The sequence below is a fragment of the Paraburkholderia sp. RL18-101-BIB-B genome, assembly GCF_046026985.1.
GTDB lineage: Bacteria > Pseudomonadota > Gammaproteobacteria > Burkholderiales > Burkholderiaceae > Paraburkholderia.
Map to the genome: position 1 here is coordinate 1 of NZ_JARESV010000021.1, position 21,346 is coordinate 21,346.

Below are 21,346 nucleotides of genomic sequence, written 5' to 3' on the forward strand. Positions count from 1 at the left end.
GCTAATAGACCACAAACAAATCAAGAAAAGGCCAACACCCCAAGAGCACAGAAAAAGAAAGCGCCGCGCAGGCAAAAAATCTATCTACAGCATAGTCCGCACATGCCAAAGCTCCGGAAACAAAACCACATCCAACATCTTCCGAAGATAAGTTGCCCCACTGGTGCCACCAGTCCCTTGCTTAAACCCAATAATCCTCTCAACGGTAGTGACATGCCTGAACCGCCACTGCCGAAAAGCATCCTCGAGATCGACAAGCTCCTCAGCCATCTCATAGAGCTCCCAATGTTGAGAAGGATTCCGATAAACCTCCAACCAGGCCGCTTCAACGGAAGCATCATGCACAGTAGGCTGACTCCAATCCCGCTCCAACCGAGAAGGTGAAATCGCAAACCCCCGCCGAGCGAGCAACCGCACAACTTCATCATAAAAAGAAGGCGCTTCCAACGAAGCCTTAACCTCAGCAAGTACATCAGCCCGATGCGCATGCGGCTTCAGCATCTGCTCATTCTTATTCCCAAGCAAAAACTCAATCTGCCGATACTGATACGACTGAAACCCGGAAGAACTCCCCAGATAAGGCCGCATCGCCGTGTACTCAGACGGCGTCATCGTCGCGAGAACGCTCCAGGCCTGTACGAGCTGCTCCATAATCCGCGACACACGCGCAAGCATCTTGAACGCCGGCGGCAATTCATCACGATGCACAGCCTGCAACGCCGCGCGCAACTCATACAGCGCAAGCTTCATCCACAACTCGCTCGTCTGATGCTGAATAATGAACAGCATCTCGTTGTGATCCGGCGACAACGGATGCTGCGCATCCAGCACCGTCCCCAGCGACAGATAATCGCCGTAACTCATCGACTCCGAAAAATCGAGCTGAGCGTTATGCCAGCCATCGCCGGAATCAGCGGCAGGGGAGGCCGCTTGAGCCGCAACACTCCCATGCCCAAACGGACATCCCTGCGCCGGTTTCTCTTCCGGCAGGCCCGGCGTTTGCATGTGATCGGTCATCGCGCGCTCCTCAGGTCACTGCGCCGCGCGCGGCGAATTCGGGTGCCCGCCAGGTCTCCTTCACGAGCACCTCGCGCAACGTTTCCACCGCATCCCACACATCGACAAAGCGCGTATACAGCGGCGTCAATCCAAACCGCAACACATGCGGCTCACGATAATCGCCGATCACCCCACGCGCGATCAGCGCTTGCATCACCTCGTATCCATGCGGATGTTCAAAACTCGCATGCGACCCACGCTGCGCATGCTCACGCGGCGTAACGAGCTTCAACGGAAATTCGCTGCAACGCGCTTCGACCAGTTCGATGAACAGATCGGTCAACGCTAGCGACTTCTCGCGAACCGCCTGCATATCGGTTTGCAAAAACACATCGAGTCCGCACTCGACGAGCGACATCGACACCATCGGCTGCGTGCCGCACAGAAAGCGTCCGATGCCGTCATCCGGCTGATACGTCGGATCCATCTTGAACGGCGCGCGATGTCCCCACCAGCCGGACAGCGGTTGCGCGAAGTCATTTTGATGGCGCTTGGGCACCCACACGAACGCGGGCGAACCCGGGCCGCCATTCAGATACTTGTACGTGCAGCCAACCGCATAGTCCGCGCCGACGCCGTTGAGATCGACTGGCACCGCGCCCGCCGAATGCGCGAGATCCCACAGCGCGAGCGCGCCTTTGTCGTGGATCAGCTTCGTGAGCGCGGCCATGTCGTGCATGTAGCCGGTGCGGTAGTTGACGTGCGTGATCATCACGATGGCGGTGTCGTCGCCGATCGCGGCAGGCAGTTCGGAAGGATCGTCGACGAGGCGCAGTTCATAGCCGCGGTCGAGTTGCTCGATCAATCCCTGCGCGATGTACAGATCCGTCGGGAAATTCGAGCGCTCGGAAACGATCACGCGACGTTTAGGATCACGCGCATTCGCGACCCGCACGGCCGCCGACAGCAGCTTGAATAGGTTGATCGAAATCGTATCGGTGACGACCACTTCGTTTTCCGCCGCGCCGATCAGCGGCGCGAGCTTGTTGCCGAGGCGGCGCGGCAGCTCGAACCAGCCGGCGGTGTTCCAGCTACGGATCAGGCCTTCGCCCCATTCGGCGCCGATCACGGTCTGTGCGCGCTGCGCGGCGGCCGCGGGCGGGACGCCCAGGGAATTGCCGTCGAGATAAATGGTGGTCGACGACAGCGCGAACTGGTCGCGCAACGTCGCGAGAGGGTCGGCGCTGTCGAGCGCCAGTGCTTCGTCACGGTGGTTCATGGTGATTCCGTCAGTCAGATCAGAGATGTTCATTGAGACTCGGGCAGCGCGCGCAGGATCGCGCGCACCGGGCTTGCATCGAGTGTGGTCAGCTTGAGCGGCAGCGCGATCAGTTCGTAGTCGCCGGGCGCGACGTCGTCGAGCACGATGCCTTCGAGAATCGCCATGCGATGCGCGCGAATCCGGTGGTGAGCATCCATCGTCTTCGACTCCTGCGGATCGAGCGACGGCGTGTCGACGCCGATCAGCTTCACACCGCGCGCGGCCAGCAGGTCGATGGTGTCCGGCGCGACCGCGCAGAACGCGCTGTCCCATGCGGTGGTCGGCGCGTTTCTGTAAGTGCGCAGTAAGACTCGCGGTGGCAAGTCGTCGAGCGAGCCGACGAGGTGTTGTGGCGTCACAACAGGCGATGCGCCGATGCAATGAATCACACGGCATCGGCCGAGGTACGCATCGAGCGGCACTTCGCCGATGGCGGCGCCTTCGGCGTCGTAGTGCAGCGGGGCGTCGGTGTGCGCACCGGTGTGCGGCGACAGCGTCAGCCGCGCGACGTTGACGGGCGAGCCCGCCTCCATGCGCCACACGCGCTCGATGCCCACCGGCGTGTCGCCCGGCCAGACGGGCGTGGCGGTATCGACGGCGGGGGTGATGTCCCAAAGTGTTGGCATAGTCGCATCGGCAGTTTATTGTCTATCCGGGAATGATAGGTGGCTTGCCGCGAAATGTGATTGCGAAAAAATCTCCTTCTGAGCCGTGTCTTGGAACATAATTTGAGACAAACGGGAAAGGGAGACCGAATATGAACGCGATCTCGCTCGACGCCACCGATTGCCGTATCTTGACGGTGCTTCAGCAAGAAGGACGGATCAGCAATCTCGACCTCGCGGAGCGCATTTCGCTCTCGCCGTCAGCCTGTCTACGACGCCTGCGCCTGCTTGAGGAGCAGGGCGTCATCGAACATTACCGCGCGTGTCTTAACCGCGAAGTGCTGGGTTTCGAACTGGAAGCGTTCGTGCAGGTATCCATGCGCAACGACCAGGAGAATTGGCACGAACGCTTCGCGGAAGCGGTGCGCGACTGGCCGGAAGTGGTCGGCGCGTTTGTCGTGACCGGCGAAACGCACTATCTGCTGCGAGTCCTCGCGCACAACCTCAAACATTATTCGGATTTCGTGCTGCAGCGTCTCTACAAGGCGCCGGGTGTGATGGATATTCGTTCGAATATCGTGCTGCAGACGCTCAAGGAAGATTCGGGCGTGCCGGTTTCGTTAGTGAAGAAAACCGGTGGGCATAGCGCCGCGCATAACGATCGCTGACCGAGAGGACGGCCGCGCCGGCAGAACGGCGCGGGCATTTGTTTGAGACGGCGAAGTCCTCGCGCCGCCCGTCATTCCCAAACCACTTGAACCGCCCGCGCCGAATCCAACCGCGGCACCGCGTTCAAAGCGGTTTGAGTCCGTGAAACCGACCGTTCTGAAAAACCAGCGGCGAAGTCTCCGCGGCATTTTCGTGCACGCCGCAGCGCTCCACTTCACCGACGAAAATCACGTGGTCGCCCTCTTCGTAACGGCTGCGGTTATGGCACTCGAACCAGGCGAGCGCGCCGTCGAGCACCGGCATGCCGGTGTCGCCTTCCGCGTGCGACACGCCTTCGAAGCGATCGCCCTTCACGGTCGCAAAGCGCTTGCACAGTTCGAGCTGCGACGCGGCCAGCACATTGACCACGTAGTGACTGTTGGCGCGGAACACCGGCATCGATGCCGAGCGCGTGGCCAGACTCCACAACACCAACGGCGGGTTGAGCGAAACCGAATTAAATGAGCTGGCCGTGATGCCGATCAACTGGCCGGACGACGCGCGCGTTGTAATGACGGTGACGCCGGTGGCAAATTGGCTGAGCGCCTGCTTGAAGGCGTTCTGGTCGAAATTAGGCGGGCTGGCGCGCTTCATCGGGCGCAAGCCCCTGGCGCAAACCGGGTGAATCCCGGACTGAACCCATCGCGCGCACGGCTGGAAACAAATGATTCGAAAGTCATAGTGAAAATCGTCGATTTGTCCCAATTTTAACTGCAATCGCGGCGGATTGGCCGCGACCCCAGCCGGCGCATGAAAAAGCCGCTAAGCTGGAAAGCTCGGATGGTGGCATGAGCGTTGCGGCGAACCGTGGACCGGCATCGGCCGACTATGAGTTTCAAGGAGCGAGCAGCATGAGTCAGACAGGCGAAGTCGCCACCCTCGGTGGCGGGTGTTTCTGGTGCCTCGAAGCGGTGTACCTGGGCGTCGACGGCGTGAGCGCGGTGGAGTCGGGCTATGCGGGCGGCCAGACCCAGCGCCCGACCTACGAGCAGGTGTGCGACGGCGTGACGGGCCACGCCGAAGTCGTGAAGGTCGACTTCGATCCGGCGAAGATCAGCTATCGCGAGATTCTCGATATCTTCTTCGCGATCCACGATCCGACGCAGTTGAACCGGCAGGGCAACGACGTCGGCACGCAATACCGCTCGGTGGTCTTCACCCATTCGGATGCGCAGCGGGAAGCGGCGTTGCAGGCGATTCGCGAGATCGGCGAACAGCGCATTTACGATGCTCAGATCGTTACGCAAGTGCTGCCGCTCGACGGCAATTACTGGCCGGCCGAGGCTTATCACCAGAACTATTTTGCGCAGCACCCGAATCAGGGGTACTGCTCGTTCGTGGTGGCGCCGAAGGTGGCGAAGTTTCGTCAGAAGTTTGCTCACCGGATCAAGGCGAGCTAATGGGACGAGCGGCTGCTTGGCGCGTTGCTCAAACGGCGGAGTCAGGCCGCTGCTCGTTCTCGTCGGATGGCGGAGGTTCACTGTCGTGCTCATGCTCATGAGCGAGCCGCGCATACGCCTCGATAATCGCCCGCGCCAGCTCCACGCAGCTGAGCGGCGCTGATCCTTCCGCTTTATTGTTGATCGCGATCACCACCGGCTGGCCGGCCAGCGCGTAGCGCGCGGCCAGTTCGGCGAGTGACGCGCGGGTCGCCGGGTCGTGGTCGACCAACTGGTTGAACGGTTCGTACTTGGCCTTCGCCCGTTCGTATTTGAAGCCGCCGTGCAGGCTCCAGCGCACGATCAGCGGCCCAGCCGGTTCGCCGTCCAGCAACGCGAGCGCCGCGGCCTGACGCAGCGGATCGGGCATACGCGCATGAATCCCGACGCAATAACGCACGCCCGCCATTTTGAGCGTGCGGATGAAGCGCGGCGTGAGCAGGCTTCCGTCACGGATTTCAATCGCGTAGCAGGCGCTGTCCGGCAGCTTCGGCAAGGCCATCAAAAATTCAGCCAGCCGTTCGATGAATACCGCCGGCTGCGCAAGCATCTGATCCGGCAGCGGCGAAAGCTGGAACACCAGCGCGCCAGCCTTGGCGCCGAGTCCTTCGAGACACGGCGTGACGAAATCGTCGATCGCCATTTGCGCGTTCAGAAAACACGGATTCATCGAGACCGGCTCGCCGCGTTCAGCGCGCACGGTGGCGTCAGTGATCGTCATCGGCGCTTTGACGATGAAGCGGAAGTGCTCGGGCACTTGCTGCGCGTAGCGCAAATACTCAGTGACTGTGAGCGCCTGATAAAACGACCGGTCGATGCTGACCGTCTTCAGTAGCGGATGCGCGCCGTAGGCCGTGAGACCCTCGCGCGACAGTTTGCTGTTGCTGTACTCGTCGCCGTAGACGATGCCGTTCCAGCCTGGAAACGACCACGTCGAGGTGCCGAGGTGGATCTGCGGCGGCAGTTGCGCCGCGAGCGCGAGCAGTTCCGGCGAGGGCGGGGCCGCGAGGATTTCGCGGGTGCGGCGTTTTTTGGGGGCGTCGGAGGGGGCGGGCGTGGTGTTGGCTTTGGGCGGGGTGACGGCATCTTCCGGCGCTGCCGCTTCGTCTTCCTGCCACAGGGAGCCGGCGCTTGCGGCGTTCTTCGCGCGCGGCTGACGCCGGCGCTCGGGCTGTGTCGCGGCTGCGGATGCGGCGGCTGTATCAGCGGGCGAGGTTGCCCGCTCCATTGGATGCTGACCAGTGTCAGCATCTGCCCCAGCCGTCCCACGCGGTAACTTCACACCGCCATCGCCCTTCGCCGAGGCTTCCACCGGCATCCCGAACAGATCGAACTGCACGGCTTCGCCATCGGCGCCAGACTCGCCTTCTACCGGCTGATCAACTTCGCTTGTCCCGCTCTGGTCCATCGGTGTTCGACCTGCTGTTCAAAGGTTGCACCGCGTCGCCCGCTTATGCACGGCGCCGCGGCGCAACCGTATCACAGCGGTTTGTCGTACATGAAGCGGCGCGACCACGGCAAGGTTTTCGCGCTGCGGCCGGCTTTGCGGCACACCACCTGGTAGATCGACACGTCGTCGTTTTCGAACGCGTAGGCGCAACCGGCGAGGTACACGCGCCAGATGCGGAATTTTTCGTCGTCGACGAGCTTGCGGGCTTCCTCCGCATGCGCTTCGAAATTCTCCGCCCAAATGTCCAGCGTGTGCGCATAGTGACGGCGCAGGCTTTCGACGTCAACCGCTTCGAGCCCGCCGCGCTGCATCGATTCGAGCGCAAGGCTGATATGCGGCAGCTCGCCGTCCGGAAACACATAGCGGTCGATGAATTCGCCGCCGCCGAGCGCGGTCTCGCCGCTGTCCGCATCGCTCGACGTAATGCCGTGATTCATGGCGATGCCGTCGTCGACCAGCAGGTCGCGGATCTTCTCGAAGTAGCCCGGCAGATTCTTGCGGCCCACGTGCTCGAACATGCCGACACTCGTGATGCGATCGAATTGCCCTTCGACGTCGCGGTAATCCTGCAGACGAATCTCGATCTGGCCTTCCAGCCCCGCCGCTTTGACGCGCGCGGTGGCGAGGTCGAACTGGTTCTGCGAGAGCGTCACGCCCACGCACTTCGCGCCGAATTTCTGCGCCGCGCGCAGGACGAGCGCGCCCCAGCCGCAGCCGATATCGAGCAGGCGCTGCCCCGGCTGCAACTGGATCTTGGTGAGGATGTGGTCGATCTTCTTGATCTGCGCGGTGGCGAGATCTTCGTTACCGTTCTCGAAGTACGCGCACGAGTACACCATGTTCTCGTCGAGCCACAGTTTGTAGAACTCATTCGAGACGTCGTAGTGATACTGGATCGCCTTCTTGTCCGACGCTTTCGAATGATTGAAATAGCGCCGCACGCGCGCCAGCTTGCCCGCGCTCGTGACGGTATTGCGCGCCAGCTGGTAGCCGATATTGATGATGTCCGACAGCTTGCCCTCGATGTCGATCTTGCCCTTCACATACGCCTCGCCGAGATTGTCGAGGCTCGGTTCGAGCAGATAGGGCAGCGCCGTGGCGCTTTTGACATGTAGCGTGACCTGAGGCGCGGCGAACTGCCCGAAGTCATGTTGCTGACCGTCCCACAGCACGAGGCGTGCAGGAACGTTAGCCCTGGTTTTTACATCTTCCACCCACTGCGCTAGCTTCTTCTCCCAGAACATGTGATCTCTCCGTGTCCGTTGAATTAAAGCAAAGCCTGTGTGGATCGCAACTCAATGCGGCGCGACTCCCATGCCGCGAGATGCCATCCGGCCGCCGCGCGCTGCTGCGTTGGCAACGCGGTGGCGGCGTTGTATTCCGATTCAAGGCGATAGGCGGGAGATTTGCCAATCGCTGTGTTCGCCTGAACGCGTGTAGAGCAAACGGTCGTGCAATCGCGACGGCCGGCCCTGCCAGAATTCGATTGCTTCGGGCACCAAACGATAACCGCCCCAGTGCGGTGGACGCGGTGGCTGGTCGCCGTATTGCAGCCTGATTTCGCGTTCGCGTGTTTCGAGCTGCGAACGGCTTTCAATTAGCTGACTCTGATTCGAAGCCCACGCACCGATGCGTGAACCGAGCGGGCGCGACGCGAAATACGCGTCGCTTTCTTCCGCGCTGGTTTTGACGATGCGGCCTTCCACGCGCACCTGGCGTTCCAGTTCGATCCAGTAGAACAGCAGGCTGGCGTAGGGATTGGCGGCCAGTTCGCGGCCTTTACGGCTTTCGTAATTGGTGAAGAACACGAAGCCACGCTCGTCGACGCCCTTGATCAGCACGATGCGCGCCGACGGCCGGCCACGCGAGTCGACCGTGGCCAGCGTCATGGTATTCGGCTCGGGCAGTTTGGCGTCGACCGCTTGTTGAAACCACGTATCGAACTGACGAAACGGGTTGCGGTTGATATCGGCAACGTCCAAAGAACCCAGCGAATAGTTTTTTCGAAGTTCGGCGAGTGAGGTCATGTTCTTATGCGAACGCTACAGTTCAATCAGTATAGCTAAGGCGCTGATTTTTTGCCCGCAGCCATGTCAAGGTCTCGCGCGGTGCGTGCATGCATGCCGGCCCGCGCGTGGCCCCTCGGTGTGGCGCTGTTCGCGGCGATGCAACTCGGCGCGTTCAGGCAGAATACGAGGTTACGTACGCCTTTGCGTCGCCACTTCGTGTTTTAGCCCGACCAACGAGCCCTGCCATCATGTCCAGCACCACCGCGCAATCCGATCTTACTACCAGCCTCGACGGGAAAGAAACCGCCGATCGCGCGCGGCGCTTCGGCGGCATCGCGCGTCTGTACGGCGCGCCGGCGCTGGCCGCGTTCGAAGGCGCGCACGTCGCGGTGATCGGCATCGGCGGAGTGGGGTCGTGGGTGGCGGAGGCGCTGGCGCGCAGCGCGGTCGGCACGCTGACGCTGATCGATCTCGACAACGTCGCCGAGAGCAACACGAACCGGCAGATCCACGCGCTCGACGGCAACTACGGAAAACCGAAGGTCGAAGCCATGGCCGAACGCATCGCGGCGATCAATCCGTTTTGCGACGTGCGCTTGATCGAGGACTTCGTCGAGCCGGACAACTTCGACGCGACGCTCGGCGGCGGCTTCGATTACGTGATCGATGCGATCGACAGCGTGCGCACCAAGACCGCGTTGATCACATGGTGCGTGGAGAAGAAACAGCCGTTGATCACGGTCGGCGGCGCGGGTGGCCAGCTGGACCCGACGCGCATTCGCATCGACGATCTCGCGCTGACGATCCAGGACCCGTTGCTGTCGAAAGTGCGCGGCCAACTGCGCAAACAGCACGGTTTTCCGCGTGGCCCGAAAGCGAAGTTCAAGGTGAGCGCGGTGTATTCGGACGAACCGTTGATCTACCCGGAAGCGGCGGTCTGCGATATCGATGAGGAAGCCGAGCACGTCACCACATCGCCGGGCCACACGGGGCCGGTCGGTTTGAACTGTGCGGGTTTTGGTTCGAGCGTATGCGTGACAGCGAGCTTCGGTTTTGCCGCGGCCGCGCATGTGTTGCGGGCGTTGGCGAAGCAGGCGACGGTTTGAAGTGATTCACGCCGCGGTGGATGCCGCAGCGCATTCAGGCGCTGCCGGGACGCCGCGCCTGAATATCGATTGAGCCAATCAGATCAGAACAACGAAGCGCTCAGCTTGCGCCGCCATTGCGACACCAGCTCCGGCTGATGCGCAGCCAGATCGAACACCGACAGCATCGTCTTGCGGCCGATATCGTCGCGGAACGTGCGGTCGCGCTGCACGATCGCGAGCAGATGTTCGAGCGCTTCCGCGTATTTGCGGCGGGCGATGAACGCGCTAGCCAGATCGAAACGCGCTTCGAGATCGGCCGGGTCGGCCGCGACCTTTGCCTCCAGTGCATCGGTGGGCGGCAGGTCGGCTGCGGCGTCCACCGCGTCGAGGCGAGTCTTGATCGCGTTGAATCGCGCGTCGATGCCTTGCGTCGTTTTCGGCGACAGCAGATCGACTTCGTTGCGCGCTTCGTCGATACGATTGTCTTCGAGCAGCATTTCAATGCGGTCCATGCGCGCTTCGTCGAAACCCGGGTCGTAGGCGAGGGCGGCTTGCAGCGCGTCGTACGCATCTTCGCGACGGCCTTCGTCCAGCGCGGTGTGCGCTTCGAGACGCGCGGCGTCCGCGCCTTGCGGCACCAGCCGTTCGAGAAACTCGCGCAACTGGCCTTCAGGCAGCACGCCGACGAACTGATCGACCGGCCGTCCGTCGGCAAAGGCCATGACGTGCGGAATGCTGCGCACCTGGAAGTGCGCGGCCAGTTCCTGGTTCTCGTCCACGTTCACCTTCACGAGCTTCCACTTGCCGGCAGCTTCGGCTTCGAGCTTTTCCAGCATCGGGCCGAGGGTCTTGCAGGGGCCGCACCAGGGCGCCCAGAAATCGACCAGCACGGGGGCCAGTGTCGACGCCGCGATGACGTCCTGTTCAAAAGTGGCCAGAGTGGTGTCCATTGCGTCCTCGTCGATAAAACGGTCTGTTGACTATTTGGGGCCGAACACTGCGGAATCAATGCTGCCCGAAGCCGCTTGCGCTCATCTGTGCTTATTTGCGCTGGGGCAGCGGAATCCATTCGGTTTCGCCCGGCACTTTGCCCATTTCCTGATTGGTCCACGCGAGCTTCGCGGCTTCGATTTTCTCGCGCGAACTGGCGACGAAATTCCACTCGATAAAGTGCTCGCCGTCCAGTTTTTCGCCGCCGAGCAGCATGACGCGCGCGCCGTGGGTGCTCGCCAGCGTCACCGTTTCGTCGAGCGCGAGCACCGCCATCTGGCCGACTTCGAGCGGCGTGCCGTCGATCTCCAGATCGCCGTCGACGAGATAGACGCCGCGTTCCTCGTGTTCCGGTTCGAGCGCGAAGGCGCCGCCCGGCGCGAATTCGCCGGCCACATACAGCGTGCCGGAAAACGTCGCGACCGGCGAGGTTTCGCCGAACGCCGTGCCTGCGATCACCCGCAGCGTGACGCCGTTGCGCTCGACCACCGGCAGCGTTTCGGCCGCGTGATGCGCGAACGACGGCTCGATCTCTTCGTCTTCGAGCGGCAGCGCGACCCACGTCTGAATGCCGTGCATGCTCTGGCCGCTCGCGCGGTCCTCGTCCGGGGTGCGCTCGGAGTGGACGATGCCGCGCCCGGCCGTCATCCAGTTGACGTCGCCGGGGACGATTTTCTGCTCCGAGCCGAGGCTGTCGCGATGCATGATCGCGCCTTCGAACAGATACGTCACCGTGGCGAGGCCGATATGCGGATGCGGCCGCACGTCGAGGCCGACGCCGGGTTCAAGCGTGGCCGGGCCCATGTGGTCGAAGAAGATGAACGGGCCGATCAGGCGCGCCGCCATGGCCGGCAGCACGCGCCGCACGGTCAGACTGCCGACGTCGCGCAGATGCGGTTTGAGGACTGCTTTGATCGAGGAGGACATGGGCAGGCTCGGCTGGAGTGTGGGTGGGGATTTTTGCTTAATAGATGATTCTACTGCGGTGGGCGCAATGACGACGGCTCGGCGACACGTCGACGCCCCGGCAACCTCCGGGATTCCGTAGCCCGGGCCGTTACCGCGTGCTGCCGGCTCCGCTAAACTGCCGGATCGAACAATCAATTGGAGACTGGGATGTCGCCCAGGGATTTGCTGCTCGCGCTGGTCGTGGTCGCTGCGTGGGGCGTCAACTTCGTCGTGATCAAGGTGGGTCTGCATGGCGTGCCGCCGATGCTGCTCGGCGCGCTGCGCTTCACGCTCGCCGCCGTGCCGGCGGTGTTTTTCATCAAACGGCCCAACCTGCCGTGGCGCTGGCTGATCGCGTACGGCGCGACCATTTCGCTGGGGCAGTTCGCGTTTCTGTTCTCCGCCATGTATGTCGGCATGCCGGCTGGACTCGCCTCGCTGGTGTTGCAGGCGCAGGCGTTTTTCACGCTGATTTTCGCGGCGATGTTCCTGCATGAGCGGTTCCGCTTGCCGAATGTCGTGGGTTTGCTGGTCGCGGCGGGCGGACTTGCCGTGATCGGCATGCAAGGCGGCCACGCCATGACGCTGGCCGGCTTTGTCCTTACCTTGTGCGCCTCGTGTTCGTGGGCGCTCGGCAACATCGTCACGAAGAAGGTCGGCCAGGTTGACCTCGTCGGACTGGTGGTGTGGGGCAGCCTGATCCCGCCGCTGCCGTTTTTCGCGCTGTCGTACGCGTTCGAGGGTCCGCAGCGGATCGTCGCCGCGCTTTCCGGCATCAGCGCGATGTCGATCTTCGCCATTGTCTATCTCGCGTTCATTGCCACGCTGATCGGCTACGGGTTGTGGAGCCGTCTGCTGTCGCGCTATCCGGCGAGTCAGGTCGCGCCGTTTTCGCTGCTGGTGCCGATAGTTGGCCTGGCGTCAGCGTCGCTGTTTCTCGACGAGCAACTGTCCGCGGCGCAGATCGCCGGCGCTTTGCTGGTGATGGCAGGCTTGGCCGTGAACGTGTTCGGCGGCTGGGTCGTCCAACGGTTGTCACCCGCGCGTCGCGCGACCGGCACGTCCGAGTGAGAACAAAAACGCGGACGAGCATGAAGACGAAAAACGGCCGCTCATCGAGCGGCCGTTCTTCATTGCATCAAAGCAGACGCGAGCATCACGTCATGCGATTCTTCGCAAGCGGTGGATTCGCCGCGAAATAGCGCTTGATGCCGGTCATGATCGCATCGGCCATCTTCTCGCGATACGCGTCGTCGTTCAGGCGGCGCTCTTCGTCCGGGTTGCTGATGAAGGCAGTTTCCACGAGGATCGACGGAATGTCCGGCGCCTTCAGCACCGCGAACCCGGCCTGTTCGACCGAGCCCTTGTGCAGCTTGTTGATGCCGCCGATTTCCTTCAGCACGAAGTTGCCGTAACGCATCGAGTCGCGAATCTGCGCGGTGGTCGACATATCGAACAGCGCGCGGTTCACGGTGGCGTCGGCGGACTTGATATTGATCCCGCCGATCTGATCCGACGAGTTCTCCTTGTTCGCCATCCAGCGCGCCGCGGCGCTCGAGGCGCCATGCTCGGACAGCGCGAACACCGACGAACCCTTCGCGTCGGGCGTGGTGAACGCGTCGGCATGGATCGACACGAACAGGTCCGCGCCGACGCGCCGCGCCTTTTGCACGCGCACGTTCAGCGGCACGAAGAAGTCGGCGTCGCGCGTCATCATGGCGCGCATGTTCGGTTGCGCGTCGATCTTGGCGCGCAGCTTCTTCGCGATGTCGAGCGCGACATGCTTCTCGTACGTGCCCGAACCGCCGATCGCGCCCGGGTCTTCGCCGCCGTGGCCCGGATCGATCGCGACGGTCAACAGACGCACCGTGTTGCTCTTGCCGGACTTGGGATTGGTGAAGGCGTAGGTATCGTCGCTGCCGGCATCGTCCGCGCCCAGCGTGCTGGCGCTGTTGCCCTTGTTGCGGGCGATGGCCGTTGGCGGCGCCACCGGCGCAGCGGGCGTGGCGGGCTTGCCGAGGATCGGCGGAACGGGTGTGGGCGCGACATGCACCGGCGGACGCGGCACGCTCGGCGCGGACCCGCTACCGCTGTTCTGCGCGTAACGCTCGAAGAACGCCTCGCTGTTATCGGCAGTGGGCGGCGTGGTGCCCGGACCGCTCAGCGTGGCGGGCGGCGGCGCGGCGTTCTCTTCGTTCAATGTCTGTTGCTTGTGTTCCGTCTGGGCGAGCAGATCCATCAACGGATCAGGCGCGACCGCGGGATACAGGTCGAACACCAGCCGGTACTTGTACGCGCCGACCGGCGGCAGCGTGAACACCTGCGGCTTCACCGAACCCTTCAGGTCGAACACCATGCGCACCACATGCGGCTGATATTGCCCGACCCGCACCGACTGGATCTGCGGATCGTTCGGCGTGATCTTCGAGACGAGGTCTTTCAAGGCCTGGTCCAGATCGAGGCCGCTCAGGTCGACCACCAGCCGGTCCGGTCCCTGCAGCAACTGCTGGGCGTTCTGCAGCGGCTGATCGGATTCGATCGTCACGCGCGTGTAGTCGCGCGCTGGCCAGACCCGCACGCCGAGCACCGAGCTTGCCCAAGCGAGACGCGGCGCGACGAGGCCGAGCACGAGCGTGGACGCGCCCGCGCGCAGAATCTGCCGGCGCCGCCAGTTATGCGTTGCGGTAGCCGCCGATTCGATCGAGCGGAACGGTTTGATCAACATCTTTCGAGACATGCCTTTCCTGATTCGCTGTATGCCCGTGCGACGAGGACACGGCCGTCGCCTTCGTTCTCGCCATCATTGTCGTTGTCGAGGTCGAGCGAGAAGACAAGATCCGGCACGCCCAGGAGACGCCCCGCGCGTTGCGGCCATTCGACGAGGCAGACGGCGCCGCTGTCGAAGTACTCGCGAAAGCCCGCGTCGGCCCATTCGGCCGGATCGGTGAATCTATACAGATCGAAGTGATAGAGCGCGAGTTCCCCGGCGGGCCGCTCGAGCACGTAGGGTTCGACGAGTGTGTAAGTGGGGCTGCGCACGCGGCCGGTGTGGCCGAGGCCGCGCAAAGTTGCGCGCACGAGGGTGGTTTTGCCGGCGCCGAGGTCGCCGACGAGTTGGACTTGCAGTCCGTAGAACGCCTTGTCGCCGTCGGCGCCAGGCGCGTGCCGCGCGGCCTCGCGCACGCTGTCGATCGCCTGCGCGAAGCGCTCGCCGAAGGCCATGGTGGCGGCTTCGTCCGCGAGCGCGAAGGTGCGTTCGAGCAGGACATTGGCGGGCGGTTGGATCGCGAGATCGGAATTGACAGGCATTCTCGTAAAATGGCGTGATGAACCGAAGTCCGGAGTCCCCTGTTTCCTGCACGCCTGCGTCTAACGACGATGCGCGTGCCGAGCGTCATTTCGATGAAGCGGCGCTGTACGCGCTCGCGCTGAACATCAAAACGTGGGGCCGTGAACTGGGTTTCGGAGCGATCGGCATTAGCGACACCGATCTCTCCGCCGCCGAAGCGCCGCTTGCAGCCTGGCTGGAAGCGGGTTGCCACGGCGAGATGGATTATATGGCGAAACACGGCATGAAACGCGCGCGGCCCGCCGAGCTTGTGGCCGGCACGCGACGTGTGATTACGGCGCGCATCGCTTATTTGCCCGCGCAGACATTGAGCGGAAAGGCGCACGAAAGCGCTTTGCAGGACGGTCCGCTCACGCAAGAATGGCGTGCAGCCGAGCATGCGCGGCTCGCGGACCCGTCGGCGGCGGTCGTGTCGGTCTATGCGCGAGGCCGCGATTATCACAAGGTGATGCGTAACCGTTTGCAACATCTGGCCGAGAAGATCGAGGCCGAGATCGGCGCATTCGGCTACCGCGTATTTACCGATTCGGCGCCGGTGCTGGAAGTAGAACTTGCGCAGAAGGCCGGCATCGGCTGGCGCGGCAAGCACACGTTGCTGCTGCAACGTGACGCGGGTTCGCTGTTTTTTCTCGGCGAAATCTATGTCGATGTGCCCTTGCCGACCGACGCCGAGACCTTGCCCGAGGCCGCGCCCGAAACGCCGGGCTCGCATTGCGGGAGTTGCACGCGCTGTATCGGCGCCTGTCCGACCGGCGCGATCGTCGCGCCTTACAAGGTCGATGCGCGCCTCTGTATTTCCTATCTCACGATCGAATTGAAGGGCAGTATTCCCCTGGAAATGCGGCCGCTAATCGGTAATCGTGTGTATGGCTGCGACGATTGCCAGCTCGTGTGTCCATGGAACAAGTTCGCGCAGGCCGCGCCGGTCGCCGATTTCGACGTGCGGCATGGGCTCGATCGCGCGTCGCTTGTCGAGTTGTTCGCATGGAGCGAGGACGAGTTCGATACGCGTATGCAGGGCAGCGCGATTCGCCGCATCGGCTACGAGTGCTGGCTGCGCAATCTCGCGGTGGGCATGGGCAACGCGCTGCGTGCGTCGTCCGATAGTTTGAGCGAGCCGGCGCGCGAGGCGATCGTGCAGGCGCTGAGAATGCGGGTCAATGACGCTTCCGCCGTCGTGCGCGAGCATGTGGAATGGGCTTTGGAAGCGGCGTAGAGTAGCGGCAAACTTGGCGATGCGTTGCAACGCCGCGCCAGAGAGGAGCAGGCAATCATGTTCAATGCAGTGATCGATGCGCCGTTCGGCAAGGTCGGCATCCGCCTTGAAGGCGCAGCCGTGCGCGAGATCGTCTATCTGCCGGATTCGATGCAAAACATCGAGCCCGACACGCCGTTGGCGAAACAGGCCGCCGAACAGATCGAGCGATATTTCGAGCGCGCGTCCGCGAAGTTCGAGTTGCCGCTGGCTTCGGTCGGCACCGCGTTTCAGAAGCGCGTGTGGCAGGCCATCAGCGACATTCCGCCGGGCGTCGTGCTGACCTACGGTCAATTGGCAAGGCAACTCGGCAGCGCGCCGCGCGCGGTCGGTCAGGCGTGCGGCGCCAACTACTTTCCGATTGTGATTCCATGTCATCGGGTGGTGAGTTCGAGCGGCATCGGCGGTTTCGCGAATCACGCCGAAGAGGGTTTCTTCCGCAACATCAAGCGCTGGCTGCTGGCGCATGAAGGCATTCCCTACGCATGAGCGATACGTTGATCGACGACACGGCCGCCGCGTCACCTCTGTTCGTCGCCAGTTCGGCGTCGATCGATGCGTTCTGCGACGCGCTGTGGCTCGAACACGGCCTGTCGCGCAACACGCTCGACGCGTACCGCCGCGACCTGCGTCTCTTTTGCGAATGGCTCGCGCAGAGCCGCAACGCTTCACTGGACACCGCGAGCGAAGCCGATCTGAACGCGTATAGCGCGGCGCGCCAGAAAGACAAATCGACTTCGGCAAACCGGCGGCTCTCTGTGTTTCGCCGCTATTACGGGTGGGCCGTGCGTGAGCATCGCGCGAAGGTCGACCCGACGGTGCGCATCCGCTCGGCAAAACAGCCGCCGCGTTTTCCGTCGACGCTCAGCGAGGCGCAAGTCGAAGCGCTGCTCGGCGCGCCCGACGTCGATACGGCTTTAGGGCTGCGCGATCGCACGATGCTGGAGTTGATGTACGCGAGCGGTTTGCGCGTGACCGAGCTCGTCACGTTGAAGACGGTGGAAGTGGGCCTGAACGAAGGCGTGGTGCGCGTCATGGGCAAGGGCTCGAAGGAGCGCCTGATTCCGTTCGGCGAGGAAGCGCATAGCTGGATCGAACGCTATCTGCGCGAAGCGCGGCCGGCGTTGCTCGGCGCGCGCGCGACGGACGCGCTGTTCGTGACGAGCCGCGCCGAAGGCATGACGCGCCAGCAGTTCTGGAACATCATCAAGCGTCACGCGACGGCGGCCGGCGTGAATGCGCCTCTCTCGCCGCATACATTGCGGCATGCGTTCGCGACGCATCTGCTCAATCACGGCGCCGACTTGCGTGTCGTGCAACTGCTGCTCGGCCACACGGATATTTCGACCACGCAGATCTACACGCACGTGGCCCGTGAACGGTTGAAGTCGCTGCATGCGCAGCATCATCCGCGAGGCTGATGCTGGGTTTGCGATTGCGCGCCCGTCAGAGAAACTCACGCAGCCGATGCTTGAGAATCTTGCCGGTCGATGCAGCCGGCAGGGCGGCGAGCACTTTGACTTCGGCCGGCCGCTTGTACGGCGCCAGACGCTCGCCGCACCAGTCGATCAATTCGGCGGCTGTCACCGTCGCGCCCGCAACCAACTCGACGAACGCGACCACTTCCTCGTTACCTTCCACCGCGCGCCCGATCACCGCCGACTGCACGACCTGCGGATGCGCGTTCAGCACATGTTCGACCTCGGCCGGGTACACGTTGAAGCCCGAGCGGATGATCAATTCCTTGCTGCGCCCGACGATATGCAACGCGCCGTCCGCGTCCTGTCGCGCGAGATCGCCGGTTTTGAGCCAGCCGTCTTCGGTTACGACCGCACGTGTCTGCTCAGGGCTGCGGTAGTAGCCGAGCATCACGTTCGGACCGCGCACCCATAGTTCGCCGATTTCGCCCTTCGCGGCGTCAGTGCCGTCGAGTCCGACGAAGCGCACCTCGACACCCGGAATAACGTCGCCGACGGAACAATCGCTGCGCGGCGCATCGAGCATGGTGTGCGACACGGTCGGGCTGCTCTCGGTCATGCCATAGCCGTTGTGCAGCGGCAGACCGTAGACGCTTTCCACCTGCGCTTTCAAGGCGGCGTCGAGCGGCGAGCCGCCTGAATACGCGAAGCGCAATTGCGGCGCGGACCACGCGTGGCCGTGCGTCTGCAGATATTCGAGCAATTTGGCGTGCATGGCCGGCACGCCCTGGAAGATCGACACGCGTTCCTCGGCGAGGGCGCGGCGCACGGCTTCCGGCGCGAAGCGCGGCACGAGCCGCAAGGTCGCGCCCGCCTGCAGGCTGCCCAGGCACACCGACGCGAAGCCGTACACGTGCGAGATCGGCAGCACGGCATAGACGACGTCGTCGGGGCCGACTTTGCGCAAGCGGCTCGAGATTGCGGCAATGAACAGCAGATTGCGATGCGACAGCATCACGCCCTTCGGTGCACCGGTGGTACCGGTGGTGTAAATCAACGCGGCGCATTGGCGGTCGTTTGCGGCTTCCACGGGCTCGGCTATTGCCGCGCTGTCCACGGTGTACGACCAGGTGCCGATGTCCGGCGTGATAGCCGGCGCTGCCGTGGCTTGATGCCGCTGCGCGTGGTGCTTGGCATCGCTCGAGCTTTCTGTGGCGTAGGCGACCACGCGAGGCTGCGCGTGCGCGCGGATCGAGTCGAGTTCGGCCGCGGACAGGCGCGCGTTCGACACCAGCGCCCACGCGTCGAGTCGGGCGGTCGCGAACAGCAGTACGATCTGCACGATGCTGTTTTCCGCGACGATCATCACGCGATCGCCGCCGCGCACGCCCCATTCGCGCAGCAGCGCGGTGGCGGCGTCGACGGCCTCCAGCAGTTGCGCGCTGGTCAGGCGGCGCGCATCCTCGATCAAGGCGACGTGCTGCGGATCGCGGGCGGCGGCCAGCGCTGGAATGTCGGCGATGCGCGCGGGCAGGGCAGCCAGCAGCGCGGGAATGTCGATCGCGGAACGGGTGGATGAATCGAAGCTCAACGCTGTCTCCTTTGTCGACCGGAGTTGACGCTTTAGCGTCTTACTCCGGTCCCATGCCTGTGTGCGGTCGACCGGAGTTGACGCTTTAGCGCCTTACTCCGGTCCCATGCAAGTTTGCAAGAACAATGCGGTGCCCGGCGTACGTTGCGCCGGAAGATTTTCGAACGATCGTGCCACAATCACCGGACCCGCACAATTGACCATTCGGCAAATAGCCGTTGTGCAAAGTCGCCATTACAATGCGCCGATGAGCAAATCCAGACACGTCTCCGAAACGCCGGCCACGCAGTTTCTGCGCCGCCACGGCGTCGCTTTCGGCGAACATCCTTATGATTATGTCGAGCACGGCGGCACCGGGGAATCGGCGCGCCAGCTCGGTGTGGACGAACATCACGTCGTGAAGACGCTGGTGATGGAAGACGAGCACGCCAAGCCGCTGATCGTGCTGATGCACGGCGACCGCACCGTCAGCACCAAGAACCTCGCGCGGCAGATCGGCGCGAAGCGAGTCGAACCGTGCAAGCCCGAGGTGGCGAACCGCCATTCCGGCTACCTGATCGGCGGCACCTCGCCGTTCGGCACGAAGAAGCAGATGCCGGTGTACGTCGAGTCGAGCATTCTGGAGATGGACAAGATCTGGCTGAACGGTGGCCGGCGCGGGTTTCTCGTCAGCATCGACCCCAAGGTGCTGACGGAATTGCTGGCGGCGAAGGCGGTGCAGTGCGCGAGCGTCGATTGACGTTTGCCTGAATGTTTTGCGGGCGCGCGGGTTCGGTAGAATGTGCGCCGCCTCGTTCCGAGTTGCGCGCCCTGTTGCGGTTGGGGTATCGAGTTTCAGACCGCCGATCCTTATAAGAGTCCCAGATGCAAAACCTGATCGTTGCTGTGGTTGCCTACCTGATCGGTTCGGTGTCGTTCGCCGTGATCGTGAGCGCCGCAATGGGCCTCGACGACCCGCGCTCGTACGGCTCGGGCAACCCGGGCGCCACCAACGTGCTGCGCAGCGGCAGCAAGAAGGCCGCGATTCTCACGCTGATCGGCGACGCATTCAAGGGCTGGCTGCCGGTGTGGTTCGTCGTGCACTACGGCGCGGGCTACCGGCTCGACGAGACGTCGGTGGCGATTGCGTCGGTCGCCGTGTTTCTCGGCCACCTCTACCCGGTTTTCTTCCGCTTCAAGGGCGGCAAGGGCGTGGCGACCGCAGCGGGCGTGCTGCTCGCGATCAACCCGATTCTCGGCGTGGCGACCTTGCTGACGTGGCTGATCGTGGCGTTCTTTACGCGCTATTCGTCGCTGGCGGCATTGGCCGCAGCGGTGTTCGCGCCGATCTTCGACGGTTTCCTGTTCGGGCCGCATGTCATCGCGCTGGCGATCGTCGTGATGAGTTCGCTGCTGGTGTGGCGCCATCGCGGCAACATCGCCAAGCTGATGCGCGGGCAGGAAAGCCGCATTGGGGATAAGAAGAAGGCGGATGCGGCGGCGAAGGCGGCGGGTGGTAGCGATCTTTGAGGTCTGGTGCTTCAGTGCTTCAGTGTTTCAGTGCGCGGTGCGCCAGTCCGCCCGTCATGCGTGGTGCCGCCCGCCGTGTGCTTGCATCGCCGCGCGCGCGTTTGACGGGAGCGCGCGCCCGGCAGATCAGTCGCGGAAGTTGTTGAAGTCGAGCGGCGTGTCCGTCACGTCCTTGCGCAACATGGCGATCACGCTTTGCAGGTCGTCGCGCTTGCCGCCGGTGATGCGCACCGCGTCGCCCTGAATGCTCGCCTGGACTTTGATCTTGCTGTCCTTCACGAGGCGCACGATTTTCTTCGACAGATCGCCCGACACGCCTTTCTTGATCTTGATGACCTGCTTGACCTTGTCGCCGCCGATCTTCTCGATCTTGCCGTAGTCGAGAAAGCGCACGTCCACGTTGCGCTTGGCCATTTTCGACAGCAGCACGTCTTTCACCTGGCCTAGTTTGAAATCATCGTCCGCGTAGGCCGTGATCTCGTTTTCCTTGTGTTCCACGCGCGCGTCCGACCCTTTGAAGTCGAAGCGCGTTGAAATTTCCTTGTTGGACTGCTCGATCGCGTTCTTGACTTCGATCATGTTCGCTTCGCAGACGACGTCAAACGATGGCATTTTTTTCTCCCAATAGTGCTGCGGTGCGTGACGCAACCGGGCGGCTGCTCACGGG

At 63.1% G+C, this 21,346-nt stretch carries 22 protein-coding genes; 9 read left to right on the forward strand and 13 right to left on the reverse strand.

Annotated features, from left to right (window positions below; translation table 11 throughout):
- Nucleotides 1-84 precede the first annotated feature (84 nt).
- From kynA to kynB, 3 genes are read right to left on the reverse strand one after another with little or no spacing between them, the layout of a single operon-like run.
- Nucleotides 85-1,017, reverse strand: coding sequence for a tryptophan 2,3-dioxygenase (gene kynA, locus P0D73_RS26190; protein ID WP_408286744.1), 933 nt, complete (start codon nt 1,015-1,017; stop codon nt 85-87).
- A 10-nt stretch (nt 1,018-1,027) separates the two neighbouring features.
- Nucleotides 1,028-2,278 (reverse strand): kynureninase, encoded by a 1,251-nt coding sequence (gene kynU / locus P0D73_RS26195; RefSeq protein WP_408286745.1) that lies wholly within the window; start codon nt 2,276-2,278, stop codon nt 1,028-1,030.
- Nucleotides 2,279-2,307: 29 nt separating this feature from the next.
- Complete coding sequence (gene kynB / locus P0D73_RS26200; protein WP_408286747.1) at nt 2,308-2,946, reverse strand: arylformamidase; 639 nt, start codon at nt 2,944-2,946, stop codon at nt 2,308-2,310.
- Between the two features lie 131 nt (nt 2,947-3,077).
- On the opposite strand from kynB, the gene P0D73_RS26205 reads away from it, so the two are divergent.
- Nucleotides 3,078-3,593, forward strand: a complete 516-nt coding sequence (locus tag P0D73_RS26205; RefSeq protein ID WP_012434188.1) for an Lrp/AsnC family transcriptional regulator — start codon at nt 3,078-3,080, stop codon at nt 3,591-3,593.
- Between the two features lie 124 nt (nt 3,594-3,717).
- Here the strand turns inward: P0D73_RS26205 and P0D73_RS26210 are convergent, their stop codons facing one another.
- Entirely contained in the window at nt 3,718-4,227 is a 510-nt protein-coding gene (locus tag P0D73_RS26210; protein ID WP_132373332.1) for a flavin reductase family protein, read from the reverse strand.
- Nucleotides 4,228-4,484: 257 nt separating this feature from the next.
- On the opposite strand from P0D73_RS26210, the gene msrA reads away from it, so the two are divergent.
- On the forward strand, nt 4,485-5,033 hold the full coding sequence (msrA, locus tag P0D73_RS26215) for a peptide-methionine (S)-S-oxide reductase MsrA (RefSeq protein WP_408179836.1): 549 nt from the start codon (nt 4,485-4,487) through the stop codon (nt 5,031-5,033).
- Nucleotides 5,034-5,061: 28 nt separating this feature from the next.
- Here msrA and P0D73_RS26220 read toward each other — a convergent pair whose 3' ends face one another.
- From P0D73_RS26220 to pdxH, 3 genes are all read right to left on the reverse strand, one after another.
- Nucleotides 5,062-6,480 (reverse strand): DUF72 domain-containing protein, encoded by a 1,419-nt coding sequence (locus P0D73_RS26220; protein ID WP_408286749.1) that lies wholly within the window; start codon nt 6,478-6,480, stop codon nt 5,062-5,064.
- A gap of 71 nt (nt 6,481-6,551) precedes the next feature.
- Nucleotides 6,552-7,766, reverse strand: coding sequence for a class I SAM-dependent methyltransferase (locus P0D73_RS26225; RefSeq protein ID WP_132373335.1), 1,215 nt, complete (start codon nt 7,764-7,766; stop codon nt 6,552-6,554).
- Nucleotides 7,767-7,907: 141 nt separating this feature from the next.
- Nucleotides 7,908-8,549: a pyridoxamine 5'-phosphate oxidase gene (gene pdxH / locus P0D73_RS26230; protein ID WP_408219951.1), complete on the reverse strand. Its 642-nt coding sequence runs from the start codon at nt 8,547-8,549 to the stop codon at nt 7,908-7,910.
- 230 nt (nt 8,550-8,779) lie between these two features.
- Here pdxH and tcdA point away from each other — a divergent pair, with 230 nt between their 5' ends.
- Nucleotides 8,780-9,637: a tRNA cyclic N6-threonylcarbamoyladenosine(37) synthase TcdA gene (tcdA, locus tag P0D73_RS26235; protein ID WP_408433379.1), complete on the forward strand. Its 858-nt coding sequence runs from the start codon at nt 8,780-8,782 to the stop codon at nt 9,635-9,637.
- 83 nt (nt 9,638-9,720) lie between these two features.
- On the opposite strand, the gene trxA is transcribed toward tcdA, so the two are convergent.
- Nucleotides 9,721-10,569 (reverse strand): thioredoxin, encoded by an 849-nt coding sequence (trxA, locus tag P0D73_RS26240; RefSeq protein ID WP_132373338.1) that lies wholly within the window; start codon nt 10,567-10,569, stop codon nt 9,721-9,723.
- A 91-nt stretch (nt 10,570-10,660) separates the two neighbouring features.
- Nucleotides 10,661-11,536, reverse strand: coding sequence for a pirin family protein (locus P0D73_RS26245; protein WP_408179832.1), 876 nt, complete (start codon nt 11,534-11,536; stop codon nt 10,661-10,663).
- A gap of 189 nt (nt 11,537-11,725) precedes the next feature.
- On the opposite strand from P0D73_RS26245, the gene P0D73_RS26250 reads away from it, so the two are divergent.
- Complete coding sequence (locus tag P0D73_RS26250) at nt 11,726-12,628, forward strand: EamA family transporter (protein ID WP_408433381.1); 903 nt, start codon at nt 11,726-11,728, stop codon at nt 12,626-12,628.
- A gap of 85 nt (nt 12,629-12,713) precedes the next feature.
- Here the strand turns inward: P0D73_RS26250 and P0D73_RS26255 are convergent, their stop codons facing one another.
- Together P0D73_RS26255 and tsaE are read right to left on the reverse strand one after the other, a co-directional pair.
- Nucleotides 12,714-14,294, reverse strand: coding sequence for an N-acetylmuramoyl-L-alanine amidase (locus P0D73_RS26255; protein WP_132373341.1), 1,581 nt, complete (start codon nt 14,292-14,294; stop codon nt 12,714-12,716).
- Nucleotides 14,276-14,866 (reverse strand): tRNA (adenosine(37)-N6)-threonylcarbamoyltransferase complex ATPase subunit type 1 TsaE, encoded by a 591-nt coding sequence (tsaE, locus tag P0D73_RS26260; RefSeq protein WP_408433383.1) that lies wholly within the window; start codon nt 14,864-14,866, stop codon nt 14,276-14,278. The genes P0D73_RS26255 and tsaE overlap by 19 nt, the downstream gene beginning before the upstream one ends.
- 17 nt (nt 14,867-14,883) lie before the next feature.
- On the opposite strand from tsaE, the gene queG reads away from it, so the two are divergent.
- The 3 genes from queG to xerD are packed head-to-tail and all read left to right on the forward strand — an operon-like array spanning nt 14,884 to nt 17,582.
- Nucleotides 14,884-16,122, forward strand: a complete 1,239-nt coding sequence (queG, locus tag P0D73_RS26265) for a tRNA epoxyqueuosine(34) reductase QueG (RefSeq protein ID WP_408433385.1) — start codon at nt 14,884-14,886, stop codon at nt 16,120-16,122.
- A gap of 57 nt (nt 16,123-16,179) precedes the next feature.
- Nucleotides 16,180-16,650 carry a methylated-DNA--[protein]-cysteine S-methyltransferase gene (locus P0D73_RS26270; protein WP_132373344.1) on the forward strand — a complete coding sequence of 157 codons (471 nt, stop codon included), beginning with the start codon at nt 16,180-16,182 and terminating at the stop codon, nt 16,648-16,650.
- Nucleotides 16,647-17,582 carry a site-specific tyrosine recombinase XerD gene (gene xerD, locus P0D73_RS26275; RefSeq protein WP_408433387.1) on the forward strand — a complete coding sequence of 312 codons (936 nt, stop codon included), beginning with the start codon at nt 16,647-16,649 and terminating at the stop codon, nt 17,580-17,582. Before P0D73_RS26270 ends, xerD begins: the two co-directional genes overlap by 4 nt.
- A 25-nt stretch (nt 17,583-17,607) precedes the next feature.
- Here xerD and P0D73_RS26280 read toward each other — a convergent pair whose 3' ends face one another.
- A complete protein-coding gene (locus P0D73_RS26280) occupies nt 17,608-19,170 on the reverse strand; it encodes a class I adenylate-forming enzyme family protein (RefSeq protein ID WP_408433389.1) in 1,563 nt (520 codons plus the stop codon).
- Between the two features lie 247 nt (nt 19,171-19,417).
- On the opposite strand from P0D73_RS26280, the gene ybaK reads away from it, so the two are divergent.
- Nucleotides 19,418-19,909, forward strand: a complete 492-nt coding sequence (ybaK, locus tag P0D73_RS26285) for a Cys-tRNA(Pro) deacylase (protein WP_408286762.1) — start codon at nt 19,418-19,420, stop codon at nt 19,907-19,909.
- 125 nt (nt 19,910-20,034) lie between these two features.
- Entirely contained in the window at nt 20,035-20,679 is a 645-nt protein-coding gene (gene plsY, locus P0D73_RS26290; RefSeq protein WP_408433390.1) for a glycerol-3-phosphate 1-O-acyltransferase PlsY, read from the forward strand.
- A 126-nt stretch (nt 20,680-20,805) separates the two neighbouring features.
- On the opposite strand, the gene P0D73_RS26295 is transcribed toward plsY, so the two are convergent.
- Nucleotides 20,806-21,291, reverse strand: coding sequence for a YajQ family cyclic di-GMP-binding protein (locus tag P0D73_RS26295; protein WP_007180572.1), 486 nt, complete (start codon nt 21,289-21,291; stop codon nt 20,806-20,808).
- Nucleotides 21,292-21,346: the final 55 nt, after the last annotated feature.

Bases quoted from the DNA above. Each gene is read 5' to 3' on its own strand.
- xerD (WP_408433387.1), top strand. From the start codon at position 16,647: ATGAGCGATACGTTGATCGACGACACGGCCGCCGCGTCACCTCTGTTC.
- P0D73_RS26255 (WP_132373341.1), bottom strand. From the start codon at position 14,294: ATGTCTCGAAAGATGTTGATCAAACCGTTCCGCTCGATCGAATCGGCG.
- tsaE (WP_408433383.1), bottom strand. From the start codon at position 14,866: ATGCCTGTCAATTCCGATCTCGCGATCCAACCGCCCGCCAATGTCCTG.
- kynU (WP_408286745.1), bottom strand. From the start codon at position 2,278: ATGAACCACCGTGACGAAGCACTGGCGCTCGACAGCGCCGACCCTCTC.
- msrA (WP_408179836.1), top strand. From the start codon at position 4,485: ATGAGTCAGACAGGCGAAGTCGCCACCCTCGGTGGCGGGTGTTTCTGG.
- pdxH (WP_408219951.1), bottom strand. From the start codon at position 8,549: ATGACCTCACTCGCCGAACTTCGAAAAAACTATTCGCTGGGTTCTTTG.
- kynA (WP_408286744.1), bottom strand. From the start codon at position 1,017: ATGACCGATCACATGCAAACGCCGGGCCTGCCGGAAGAGAAACCGGCG.
- P0D73_RS26205 (WP_012434188.1), top strand. From the start codon at position 3,078: ATGAACGCGATCTCGCTCGACGCCACCGATTGCCGTATCTTGACGGTG.
- trxA (WP_132373338.1), bottom strand. From the start codon at position 10,569: ATGGACACCACTCTGGCCACTTTTGAACAGGACGTCATCGCGGCGTCG.
- P0D73_RS26270 (WP_132373344.1), top strand. From the start codon at position 16,180: ATGTTCAATGCAGTGATCGATGCGCCGTTCGGCAAGGTCGGCATCCGC.
- P0D73_RS26245 (WP_408179832.1), bottom strand. From the start codon at position 11,536: ATGTCCTCCTCGATCAAAGCAGTCCTCAAACCGCATCTGCGCGACGTC.
- P0D73_RS26225 (WP_132373335.1), bottom strand. From the start codon at position 7,766: ATGTTCTGGGAGAAGAAGCTAGCGCAGTGGGTGGAAGATGTAAAAACC.
- queG (WP_408433385.1), top strand. From the start codon at position 14,884: ATGAACCGAAGTCCGGAGTCCCCTGTTTCCTGCACGCCTGCGTCTAAC.
- tcdA (WP_408433379.1), top strand. From the start codon at position 8,780: ATGTCCAGCACCACCGCGCAATCCGATCTTACTACCAGCCTCGACGGG.
- kynB (WP_408286747.1), bottom strand. From the start codon at position 2,946: ATGCCAACACTTTGGGACATCACCCCCGCCGTCGATACCGCCACGCCC.
- P0D73_RS26295 (WP_007180572.1), bottom strand. From the start codon at position 21,291: ATGCCATCGTTTGACGTCGTCTGCGAAGCGAACATGATCGAAGTCAAG.
- P0D73_RS26250 (WP_408433381.1), top strand. From the start codon at position 11,726: ATGTCGCCCAGGGATTTGCTGCTCGCGCTGGTCGTGGTCGCTGCGTGG.
- ybaK (WP_408286762.1), top strand. From the start codon at position 19,418: ATGAGCAAATCCAGACACGTCTCCGAAACGCCGGCCACGCAGTTTCTG.
- P0D73_RS26220 (WP_408286749.1), bottom strand. From the start codon at position 6,480: ATGGACCAGAGCGGGACAAGCGAAGTTGATCAGCCGGTAGAAGGCGAG.
- P0D73_RS26210 (WP_132373332.1), bottom strand. From the start codon at position 4,227: ATGAAGCGCGCCAGCCCGCCTAATTTCGACCAGAACGCCTTCAAGCAG.
- plsY (WP_408433390.1), top strand. From the start codon at position 20,035: ATGCAAAACCTGATCGTTGCTGTGGTTGCCTACCTGATCGGTTCGGTG.